Origin of the sequence: Tabrizicola sp., assembly GCF_034366665.1 — a bacterium.
Taxonomy (GTDB): domain Bacteria; phylum Pseudomonadota; class Alphaproteobacteria; order Rhodobacterales; family Rhodobacteraceae; genus Tabrizicola.
Window position 1 is genome coordinate 1 of sequence record NZ_JAXMMF010000102.1, and the last position, 10,326, is coordinate 10,326.

Here is a 10,326-nt window from a genome sequence, read left to right on the forward strand (position 1 = left end):
GCTTGGCGCGGGTCGAGGGAACGGACGGCGAATCGCTGGCGCGCGCGCTGTTGCAGCCCCCTTACCGGACGTTCCTGCTGCCTGGATCGGCCTACGGGTTGCCGCAGCATGTCCGCATTGGAGCGGGTGGAGGACCGGAAGCGCGGTTGGAGGAAGGTTTAGGACGGCTTTCCGCGCTGCTTTGCAGCGGACAAATCTGACCTAACAAACTGAGAACAATAGAGTTATCCGATAACATTCCGACGTTTTCCCCTAACGTGCGGCTGATTTTGCCTAGCGTGGCCCCGGTGCCCATAACCAGTGGCATCGAACCCCGGACTGCCCGGGAGACCACGAAAGGACACGACATGCTGCTCTCTGTCATGAACGCCAAGACCACCCTCATCGCCGGTCTGACCGCGCTGACCATCGCCGCCGTTCCCGCCACACCTGCACTGGCCTGGGGCGAGAAGGAACAGGGCTTCGTCGCCGGTGTCGCCACGGCGGTGATCGTCGACGAGATCCTGAAGAACCGCCGCGCCCGGTTGGGGGCCGCCCCGGTCTATGTCGCCCCGGCACCGACCTATGTCGAGCCGCGCCGCACCTATGTCGAGCCGCGCCACACCACTTCGCTTTACGCCACCCCCGCCGCGCGGGCCTTCCAGAGCTATTCGGCCAGCGAGCGCAAGGCGATCCAGCGCAAGCTGCGCGCCTGGGGCTACTATCGTGGCGGGATCGACGGGTCTTTCGGGCCCGGCACCTACAACGCGATCACCGCCTATGCCCGGGACGAGGGCACCTCGCTGTCGTCCACGGCCAAGGCCTACGGTGTCTACGACGGACTGCTGTTCTAGTTCCCCAAGGTCCGTCGCCTGCTCTGGCCCGGGGGCTTCCCCCACCCGGGCCAGACACTCTTGAGCCAGGACTGCGAGAGTCCGCTTTATTCGGGGGTCAGGTCCCAGGAGAACCAGGTGGCATCGCGGAGCGCCTGGACATCCGCCATGATCGCTGCCGCCTCTTCGGGAGGGACGGCGCGGATCTTGGGCAGGTAGCTCCAGCGCAGGACCATGTTGCCCCCCTCGCTGACCGTGCTCGCAAGGCTGAAGTCGAAGGCCGGGTTGCTGATCGTCACCGGCTCGGGGGCAAGGAACTCGATCGGGCCATTCCTGACCCGCACCTCATGCGAGGTGACCCAGGGGCCGCCGACGTAGAGGGGCAGGCGGCGCGGGGGGCTGATGCGGTCGGGGAAGACCTCGGCAATCCCTTCGGGGGCAAAGGCAAAGTCCTGGCGCAGTCCGTTCCGGTCCAGCGCCGGATAGGGCAGAAAATAGCTTTCGGTCACCGTCACCTGATTGGCCTTCGGGTCGTCCACCATCTGGGGCGGCTTTGACATCTTCAGGCCGGGGTAGCGGCGTTCGTAGAAATCCAGGAAGTCGCGCCCGATCTGCGAGACCGGCGTCGTCGCCCACCGCGCCCGCGCCGCATCGGCAGAGCCACTGCGATGGCGGGTCTCGACCGTCAGGACCACGCCGAACAGCGAAAAGAGGTACTCCTCGCGCACATCCATCGCCCAGGTGCCGGTCGGAGTGACCTCCATCCGTTCCAGTGCGGCTGGGCCGTCGGTCACGGCAAGACCATAGCCGTAGTCGGGCATCGTCGCGGTGCCAAGGCCCCCGGCCTGATGGGCGCCGGTCGGGTCCATCCACACTGGACGGCCGTCCAGCGTTGCACGCAGGATCATGTGGTCGAAGACATAGGGCGAGGGCAGTTCTTCGGGCAGACCATAGCCCGCATCCAGATCGGTCAGCGCCACGGCCGAGGCGATCCCCAGCCGGGACAGGATCACGCGCAACAGCAGCGACTTGTCCTTGCAGTCGCCAAAGCCCGTGGCGATCACCTCTTCCGGCAGGCGGGCGAAATAGCCGCCCGCGCCGACCGACAGCGAGACATAGCGCAACTCGTCCTGCACCAGCCGCAGGGCCGCATAGGCCCGGGCCTCGGGCGTGGCATTGTCCCTGGCGATGGCGTCGACCTTCGCCTCCCATTCCGGCGGCAAGGGGTAGTCGCGGGTATAATGCGGGGCAAGGGCGCGGGTCAGCGGCGTCCAGTCGCGCGTCTCGGAAAAGCGCAGAAGCGCATCTTCGATCACCTCGTAGGGCACGGCTTCCTCTTCCGGCGGAGGGACGTGGTTTTCCCGCCGCCATTCGTGGCGCAGCGTGCCGTCGCCAAGGTCGGTGGCGCTGTAGGTCACCCGGTCCGGCAGGAGGCCAAGTTCCAGCGGCTGGTCCCTGGGCCAGATCAGCAGCGTGCGGGACAGCGCGACGGGGGTGGACCACTCCAGCCAGGATGACCCGCTGCGTTCAGCCCCGCCGACAAGGGGGCGGCTTTCCAGAAGGGTTGCCTGCTCCAGCACATCGCCAAGGCGCAGGTCGGGGACCTGGACCACGGCGGTAAGGGTGCCGTCGATGATCCCTTCCTCAAGCCGCGTTTCGCGGCGGTAGACCTGGGGGGCGACCACGTCCTTGAGGTCGATCACCTGACCGTCCCGATGGATCATCAGGCGGGTGAGGCTGGCGGTCTGGTTCGCAGGGTCGAAGTCAAGCTTGACGGTGGCCAGTTCTTCCAGCCCCGCCCGGTCGGTCACCTCGGCGACGACGCGGTTCCAGGACTGGCTGACCTCACCCTCCCAGCGCATCTGGTGGTCGGAAAGGAGGAAGAACTGCCCGCCCTCAGCCTCGGCCCGCAGGGCGGCGTCACCTTCGGGGATCGGGGCGATATCGGCCCAGGCGGGGTCCTTGGCGATGGCAAGCGTCTGGGCAGCAAGCGTCTGGGCGGCAAGGGGCGGGGCGACAAGGGGCGGGGCGACAAGCGGCAGGGCGCAAAGGCAGACGGCCAGAACCAGGGACAGAACACGCATCGGGAATCCCGTGGGATGAATTTTGCACAGGCTAGCGGGTGGCGGGGGGTGTGCAAAGGCTTCCCGACGCAGATTTTCCTGACCCCGCCCAAGGATTGCCGGGTGGCTTGCGTCTTGTGTAAGTGATGCTGATGGACACGCCCGACGAGATGCTGGCTACCGCGGCCGCTGGTGGAGACCGGGCGGCCTTTGCCACATTGGTCGGGCGGCACTATGACCGCATTCATGGGCTGGCGTGGCGGATGACGGGGTCGAAGGCCGAGGCCGAGGATCTGACGCAGGACATCTGCGCGGCGCTCCCGTCCAAGCTGCGGAACTGGCGGGGCGAAGCCCGGTTCACCACCTGGCTTTACCGCGTGGTGGTCAATGCCGCGCATGATCTGCGGCGGCGGCAGCAGACCCGTGCGAAGGCCTCGCAAGGCTGGGGCGACTGGGAACTGGCGCGGCAGGACGAGATTGCCGTGCAGGCCGAGGCAGCGGATTGGCTGGCGCAGGCGATGACCGAGCTTAGCCCCGAGTTGCGCGATACGGTGGCGCTGGTGTTGGGCGAAGAGATGACCCAGGCCGAAGCAGGGGTTGTGCTGGGGGTCAGCGAGGGAACAATCGCCTGGCGGATGAGCGAAGTGAAGAAACGCCTGCGGGCAAGGGCAAGGGAGGACGCGAAATGACCGACGATCTTGACGACCTCCGTCGTGCCTTGAAGGCCGCTCCGGCCCCGGACGGGGAGGCGAAGGCGCGGGCGATGGCGCTTGCGATGGAAAATTTTGCCCGACTGAACGACTCCCTCCAAGAATCGACGGACCCAGCCCGTTCCAGTGAGGTCCGCCCCAGAGCGGCCCCCCTGAACGGAGTACGTCGCATGTTCCAGTACCTGACCTCGCGCCCTGCCCTTGCCGCCACCACCTCGGTCGCGGCCCTTCTGATCGGTGTCGCCGTCGTCCTGCCGGTGGCCGATCTGCGGCTTGGCCAGCCGACTGTGGTTGTCGAGACCGGGGAAGCCCCGGTCGCACAAAAGGCCGAACCGGTGGTGTCACCGGACGCGGTCCCGATGACGGCCACGGGCGGCAAAGGTGCCGCGCCCAATGCCGACCTTGCCCGGCCCGGCGCGGAACCAGCCGCGCTGCCGGAAGCCAAAGTCGGGGCTGACGCTCTGGCCCGGACTGCGGAAAGCGACATGGCGGCCTCGTCCGCCGCAGTGGCCGAGCCTGCGCGCGAGCCGATCATCGACGCCCCCCAGGCCGAGTTGGAGGCTTTGCCCGCCGCACCGGTGGAAGCGCTGGCCGATACCGAGATGCGCCTGCGGGCCGAGGCCCCGCTCGACGGAACGCTGGGCTATGTGACGGCCCCTGCCCCCGATGCGATGCCGGCCCCGGTTGAAAACACCGAGGCCTATGCCAACGAAACGCCGAATCCCGTGAAGGTTACGGCCGAAGAGCCCGTCTCGACCTTCTCGATCGACGTGGATACCGCGTCCTACGCGGTGGTGCGGTCCTCGTTGACCGGGGGGTATCTGCCCACCCCCGATCAGGTGCGGATCGAGGAGATGGTGAACTATTTCCCCTACGCCTATGCGGCACCCGAGGGGGATCAGGCTTTTGCCTCGACCATTTCCGTGATGCCGACGCCGTGGAACCCCGGCACGCGGCTGGTGACCATCGGCATCCAGGGGGCTTTGCCCGAGGTGGCCGCACGGCCGCCGCTGAACCTGGTGTTCCTGATCGACACGTCGGGGTCGATGGAGGATGCGAACAAGCTGCCTTTGCTGAAGCAATCGCTGTCGCTGATGCTGGCGGAACTGCGGCCCGAGGATCAGGTGTCCATCGTGACTTACGCGGGATCAGCGGGACTGGTTCTGCCGCCGGTCAAGGCGGCGGATCGGGCGGCGATCCTGGCGGCGCTGGACGATCTGGCAGCGGGCGGGTCCACGGCGGGGGCCGAGGGGCTGGAGCTGGCCTATCAGGTGGCCGAGGGGATGAAGGCGGACGGCGAAGTCAGCCGCATCCTTCTGGCTACGGATGGGGACTTCAACGTCGGTGTCAGCGATCCGGACGGGCTGGAGGCCTATGTCGCCAAGCAGCGCGAGACGGGGACCTATCTGTCGGTCCTGGGCTTCGGGCGCGGCAACCTGGACGATGCGGTGATGCAGTCGTTGGCGCAGAACGGGAACGGGACGGCGGCCTATATCGACACCTTGTCCGAGGCGCGGAAGGTGCTGGTGGACCAGTTGACCGGGGCGCTGTTCCCCATCGCGGATGACGTGAAGATCCAGGTGGAATGGAACCCCTCGCAGGTCGCGGAATACCGGCTGATCGGCTATGAGACCCGCGCCCTGCGGCGTGAGGACTTCAACAACGACGCGGTGGATGCGGGCGAGATCGGCGCGGGGACCCAGGTTACGGCGATCTATGAGGTAACGGCTCCAGGGTCCGAGGCGCTGTTGAACGATCCCTTGCGCTATGGGGCCGCAACGGCGACCGAGGGGGCGGCGGGCGAGCTGGGCTTCCTGCGGCTGCGCTGGAAGGCTCCGGGAGAGGACGCCTCCACGCTGGTCGAAACGCCGATCACCGGGGCGGAAGGGGCCAGCGCCGAGACGCGGTTTGCCGCCGCCATCGCTGGGTTCGGGCAATTGCTGCAGGGGTCGGTCTACCTGGGCGACTGGGGCTGGGATCAGGCTATCGAGCTGGCTGTGGCGAACCGCGGCGAGGATGCCTTCGGCTACCGGATCGAGGCGGTGAACCTGATGCGGCTGGCGCAGAGCCTGTCGCAGTAACCGGCTGCTCCTCGTTCGACTTCGTCTCCTCGTCGCGGGTCAGCGACGAGTGACGAAGTCATCGAGGAGCGGTCAGTCAAGCGCGCGGGCGAGGTCGGCGATCAGGTCGGCGGGGTCTTCCAGGCCCACCGACAGCCGGAACACCCCCGCGCCCGCCCAATCTGTCCAACGCGACAGCGCAGCGCCCTCCATCCGGAAGGTGCTGCGCTGGATTTCATCGGTGCCGATGTGGACGCAGATCGTGCGCTGGTGGCCCAGCGAAAAGGCGTAGTGCATCACGCGGAAGCGGTCGGCCATGCGGGTTGCAACCGTCGCGGGGTCTTCCCGGGTCTGGAAGGCGATCATCGCGCCGCCAAGGTCCATCTGGCGTTGGGCGAGGTCGCGTTGCGGATGGTCGTCGGCTCCGGGCCAGGTGACGCGGGTGACTGCGGGGTGCCGGGAGAGCCAGTGGGCAAGCTGGGCGGCAGTGTCCGAGGCCATGCGCAGCCGGGGGAACAGCGTATCCAGCCCGCGCAGGATCAGCCAGGCGTTCTGGGCCGACAGGGTCGCGCCAAGATAGACCCCCGCGCGGGAGCGGATGCGGGAGATGAGGTTCTTTCGACCGATCACCGCGCCGCCCAGGGCATCGCCGTGGCCGTTCATGAACTTGGTCAGCGAGTGGATCACGAGGTCAACCCCGTGGTCCAGCGGGCGGGTGATGACCGGCGTTGCCAAAGTGCTGTCGACGGAGACAAGGACCCCGGCTTCCTTGGCAACAGCGCAAAGGGCGGCAAGGTCGGTCAGGCGCAGGATCGGGTTGCAGGGGGTTTCGGCGTGGATCAGCTTCGTCTCGGGGCGCAGGGCGGCGCGGACAGCGGCGGGGTCGGTCAGGTCGCAGGGGGTGACCTGGATGCAAAGGTCGGGGAGGATGCGGGTGGCAAGCTCGTAGACCCCGGCGTAACAGACATCCGAGACGATCAGGTGGTCCCCGGCTTTCAGGAAGGTCAGGAAGACGGCGGCGGCAGCAGCGACGCCCGTGGCGGTGGCCAGCGCCTCCTCGGCGCCTTCAAGGCCTGCGAGGCGGTCCTCCAAAGCGCGGGTCGTGGGGTTGGTCCAGCGGGCGTAGAGGAATGGCTGTTCGGTCAGGTCCGCGCCCTCGGCGGAAAAGCCTGCGGCACCGGGGGTGAAGATGTTGTTCACCGAAGCAACCAGGTTCGGCGCGATGGCCCCGGTGATCGGATCGGGGGCCAGCCCTGCGTCAAGGGCGCGGGTGGCGGGGCGCATCTGGGCGGGGGGGATCTGGGAGGAGGGAATCTGGGAGGGGGGCAGCTTTTCTGACATCGGAAGGCCTTTCCTTTGGCCCTTCATCCGTCGCCTGCATGGCGCGCGCAATATGAGAAAGCGCGAAAGCGCGGGACCCCCGAGCAAGGTCGCGGCAGGACTACCCCCGTCTGATCCCGAAGTTCCTGCGTCCTTCCGCCCTGCCCGACATGCGCAAAATGCAAAGAGCCCGGGCGTGAACCCGGGCTCCTGCACCATCACCAAGGGGTGGGTCTTAGTTGACCGCTTCCGGCTTCGCCTCGATCACGTTGGTCGCACCGTGGGTACGGGCGATCTCGATCCGGCGGGGCTTCATCGCCTCGGGGACTTCGCGGACGAGGTCGATGTGCAGCATCCCATGCTCATGCACGGCACCGGCAACGCGGACGTGGTCGGCCAGAGCGAAGCGGCGCTCGAAAGCACGGGTGGCGATGCCGCGGTGCAGGTAGGTGCGGTCAGCCTCGTCCGCGGCCTTGCGGGCGGTGACGAACAGCGAGCCGTCCTTGACCTCGACCGACAGGTCATCGGGGGTGAACCCGGCGACGGCGATCGAGATGCGATAGGCATCCTCGGCGGTCTTTTCGATGTTGTAGGGCGGATAGGTCGGCTGGGCCACATCGGTGGACAGCACCCGGTCCATCAGGTCGGCGATCCGGTCGAAGCCGACGGTGGCACGGTAAAGCGGTGCGAAATCAAGGGTACGCATTGTCATCCTCCTGGAAGCGATGTCAGGGGCCTTCCCTTTGCAAAGGGCAAGGCAGGTTGACCGGGCCCGTCATGGCACCCGGATACCCCTCAGGTAGGTAACGGAAAACCCGGTTTCAAGACGACTCAGGGCGCAAGGAACTTGGCCCCGCCAGTCGCCCCGGCACCAGAGGTGATGCGTTTCGGCGGCTTGCCCGGCATTCCGGTGTCGCCGGCACCCAGCCCTTCGTCCGGCTGGAGGGCCACCTCGCTTGTCGCCTCGCCCCGGCGCAGGGCGGCCTTCAGCCGGTCCACCTGTTCAGGCAGTTCCATCCCGAAGGACACGGTCTGCCCATTCCATTCCCCGCCCGCCGAAATCATCGAGACGATCTTGGCCCGATACCCCGACCGGTCAAGCACCGGCGCACCCGAAGAGCCGTGCGTCACGTCGCAGTCCACCGCGATCTGGCGGTCCTCGCGCCCGACGACCTTGCAGACCCGCTGCCAGGACAATGCCTCGTCCCGGCCCTCGGCGTAGGAGACGACGCTGACCTCGTCGCCACTGGCGGGACGGGCGACCACAAAGGGCGAGATCACCGCGCTGGGGATCGGCCGGGCCAGTTGCAGAAGGGCGACGTCAAGGTCGATCATCTCGACCGGGACGGGATCAAGGTTGCGGTAGGCCGGGTCGACGATGGTTCTGGCGACAGTGGCCTCGACCAGGGCGGTGCCGTAGGCAAGACCGGCGTGAAAGGTGATGCGGTCGGCGGCCACCGGCATCCCGTCGCGGTCCAGAACGCAATGACCCGCGGTCAGCACCAGGTCGGCGGCGATCAGCGCGCCGGTGCAAAAGCCGCCGCCCGCGATGTCCACCCGGCCCACAGGTTCAAAGCCGCGCAGCTCTTCCCGGGTGACCAGTTCGACAAGGCTGGAGTTTTCCTGCGCCACCGCAGCACCGGCCAGAAGGAGAAGCGCCACAAACGCCCTCATGGTCGGACGAACTTGGCACCCGCCCCGGTGCCGCCGGAAATCACGGTGACCGCCCGGGCGCCGCCAGACGAATCGGCCCGGCTGCTTTCCAGCGCAGCGCGCAGGGCCAGCAGCGGTTCGGCCAGCGGCACCGCGATCGCCACCTTGCGGCCATCCACCTCGGCCTTGGCCGAGATGACCGAGACGACACGGGCCACCCCGTCCTCGAAAGTGAAGACCGGTGCGCCGGACGAGCCGAAATCGACGCTGCAGGTCAGGATCAATGCCTGACGTTCATCGGCCAGAACCTCGCAGGCTTCCTGGATCGAGGGGGCCTCCTCGCGGTACTGGGCGTAAGAGACGACGCCCACGGGGTCCCCCTGGACCGGGGCCGCGCCCGTCTCGAACGGTTCAAGCGAGGGCAGACGGATCGGCTGGCTAAGTTCCAGAAGTGCAAGGTCGCCGCTGACGCGGTCCAGCTTGTCCGTCGCCCCATAGCGGTAGTCGGGGTGGGTCACGGCGCGGCTGACGCTGCGATAGGCCACGGCGCGACCGTTGCGGAAGCCGGCCTGAAACTCAATCTCGTCGGGGCGCATCTGGACGCCGGTGGTCTTGTCATACAGGCAATGCGCCGCGGTCAGCACCAGCTGCGGGCCGATCAGCGCGCCGGTGCAGAAGCCGTGCTTGCCCATGACCAGCTTTCCGACGGCATCCCAGCCGCGCGCATCATCGGCCGTTTCCAGCTTGACCATGCCGTCGTCCAGGGTCTGCGCCAGAGCCTGGAACGGTGCCACGCCCACAAGGGCCAGCCCCGCCGCCAACAAACCGGCGATCAGGTGACGCATAAAACCTCCCCTTTTCCGCGCAGCCATTGGCGATACGTCTAGGCTGCCACTTTGGCGGATTTGCGGCGTCCCGCGCAAGGGCTCAGACGTCAAGCGCGCGCGGTTTCGGCCCGCCTGTGGCCCAGTCGAGGAGTTCAACCGTATGCACGACCGGAACCTCGGTGCCCGAGCCGATCTGCATCATGCAGCCGATGTTGCCCGCCGCGATGACCTGGGGGGATTTCGCCTCGAGCGTCTGCACCTTGCGGCGCTTGAGGTCGGCACTGATTTCGGGCTGCAGCAGGTTGTAGGTCCCGGCGCTGCCGCAACACAAATGACTGTCGGCGGGCTCCACGACCTCGAAACCGGCCCGTTTCAGAAGGTCCTTCGGCGCGGACTTGATCTGCTGGCCGTGCTGCAGGCTGCAGGCAGCGTGATAGGCGATGCGCAGGCCCTTCGGCGCGCCTTGCGGCAGGCCAAGTGTGACCAGCACTTCACTGATATCCTTGGCCAATCCGGCCACCGTCGCCGCGTCCCCGGCCAACGGGTCAGTGCGGAACATGTGGCCGTAGTCCTTTACAGTCGTCCCGCAGCCCGAGGTGTTGATGATGACGGCATCCAGCCCCCCGGCGCGCTTCTCGGCCATCCAGGCGCGGATGTTGGCGGCGGCATGGGCATGGGACAGGTCCTCCTTGCCCATGTGATGCGTCAGCGCCCCGCAGCAGCCCTGGCCCTCGGCCACCACGACCTCGCAGCCCAGCCGCCGCAGAAGCCGGATGGTGGCATCGTTGATGTCGGTGTTCAGCGCCTTCTGCGCACAGCCGGTCATCAGCGCGACCCGCATCCGGCGTTCGCCCTGGGCGGGAAAGACCTGGGGGTCGTCG

At 67.4% G+C, this 10,326-nt stretch carries 9 protein-coding genes and 1 pseudogene; 4 read left to right on the forward strand and 6 right to left on the reverse strand.

Annotation, left to right across the window (positions count from 1 at the left end):
- Together U1E69_RS13970 and U1E69_RS13975 are read left to right on the forward strand one after the other, a co-directional pair.
- Positions 1-200, forward strand: a pseudogene (locus tag U1E69_RS13970) (pyridoxal phosphate-dependent aminotransferase); the annotation flags it as partial.
- A 147-nt stretch (positions 201-347) separates the two neighbouring features.
- Positions 348-833 carry a peptidoglycan-binding domain-containing protein gene (locus tag U1E69_RS13975; protein WP_322244981.1) on the forward strand — a complete coding sequence of 162 codons (486 nt, stop codon included), beginning with the start codon at positions 348-350 and terminating at the stop codon, positions 831-833.
- 86 nt (positions 834-919) lie between these two features.
- Here U1E69_RS13975 and U1E69_RS13980 read toward each other — a convergent pair whose 3' ends face one another.
- The gene (locus tag U1E69_RS13980; RefSeq protein WP_322244982.1) at positions 920-2,896 is read right to left on the reverse strand and encodes a DUF3857 domain-containing transglutaminase family protein; all 1,977 of its coding nucleotides are present in this window, start codon (positions 2,894-2,896) and stop codon (positions 920-922) included.
- Between the two features lie 131 nt (positions 2,897-3,027).
- On the opposite strand from U1E69_RS13980, the gene U1E69_RS13985 reads away from it, so the two are divergent.
- Together U1E69_RS13985 and U1E69_RS13990 are read left to right on the forward strand one after the other, a co-directional pair.
- Positions 3,028-3,564 (forward strand): RNA polymerase sigma factor, encoded by a 537-nt coding sequence (locus tag U1E69_RS13985; protein ID WP_322244983.1) that lies wholly within the window; start codon positions 3,028-3,030, stop codon positions 3,562-3,564.
- A gap of 191 nt (positions 3,565-3,755) precedes the next feature.
- Positions 3,756-5,666 carry a YfbK domain-containing protein gene (locus tag U1E69_RS13990; RefSeq protein WP_416200287.1) on the forward strand — a complete coding sequence of 637 codons (1,911 nt, stop codon included), beginning with the start codon at positions 3,756-3,758 and terminating at the stop codon, positions 5,664-5,666.
- A gap of 72 nt (positions 5,667-5,738) precedes the next feature.
- On the opposite strand, the gene U1E69_RS13995 is transcribed toward U1E69_RS13990, so the two are convergent.
- The 5 genes from U1E69_RS13995 to U1E69_RS14015 form a co-directional block, all read right to left on the reverse strand.
- Positions 5,739-6,929, reverse strand: a complete 1,191-nt coding sequence (locus U1E69_RS13995; protein ID WP_322244985.1) for a trans-sulfuration enzyme family protein — start codon at positions 6,927-6,929, stop codon at positions 5,739-5,741.
- 271 nt (positions 6,930-7,200) lie between these two features.
- Positions 7,201-7,671: an Hsp20 family protein gene (locus U1E69_RS14000; protein WP_322244986.1), complete on the reverse strand. Its 471-nt coding sequence runs from the start codon at positions 7,669-7,671 to the stop codon at positions 7,201-7,203.
- 125 nt (positions 7,672-7,796) lie between these two features.
- Positions 7,797-8,627 carry a serine protease gene (locus tag U1E69_RS14005; protein ID WP_322244987.1) on the reverse strand — a complete coding sequence of 277 codons (831 nt, stop codon included), beginning with the start codon at positions 8,625-8,627 and terminating at the stop codon, positions 7,797-7,799.
- A gap of 8 nt (positions 8,628-8,635) precedes the next feature.
- Complete coding sequence (locus U1E69_RS14010; protein WP_322244988.1) at positions 8,636-9,463, reverse strand: trypsin-like serine peptidase; 828 nt, start codon at positions 9,461-9,463, stop codon at positions 8,636-8,638.
- Positions 9,464-9,545: 82 nt separating this feature from the next.
- On the reverse strand, positions 9,546-10,326 hold a 781-nt coding region (locus U1E69_RS14015), incomplete at its 5' end, for a heterodisulfide reductase-related iron-sulfur binding cluster (RefSeq protein ID WP_322244989.1).

Coding starts and splice junctions, on each gene's coding strand:
- U1E69_RS13980 (WP_322244982.1), bottom strand. CDS start 2,896: ATGCGTGTTCTGTCCCTGGTTCTGGCCGTCTGCCTTTGCGCCCTGCCG.
- U1E69_RS13975 (WP_322244981.1), top strand. CDS start 348: ATGCTGCTCTCTGTCATGAACGCCAAGACCACCCTCATCGCCGGTCTG.
- U1E69_RS14000 (WP_322244986.1), bottom strand. CDS start 7,671: ATGCGTACCCTTGATTTCGCACCGCTTTACCGTGCCACCGTCGGCTTC.
- U1E69_RS13990 (WP_416200287.1), top strand. CDS start 3,756: ATGTTCCAGTACCTGACCTCGCGCCCTGCCCTTGCCGCCACCACCTCG.
- U1E69_RS14010 (WP_322244988.1), bottom strand. CDS start 9,463: ATGCGTCACCTGATCGCCGGTTTGTTGGCGGCGGGGCTGGCCCTTGTG.
- U1E69_RS13995 (WP_322244985.1), bottom strand. CDS start 6,929: ATGCGCCCCGCCACCCGCGCCCTTGACGCAGGGCTGGCCCCCGATCCG.
- U1E69_RS13985 (WP_322244983.1), top strand. CDS start 3,028: ATGGACACGCCCGACGAGATGCTGGCTACCGCGGCCGCTGGTGGAGAC.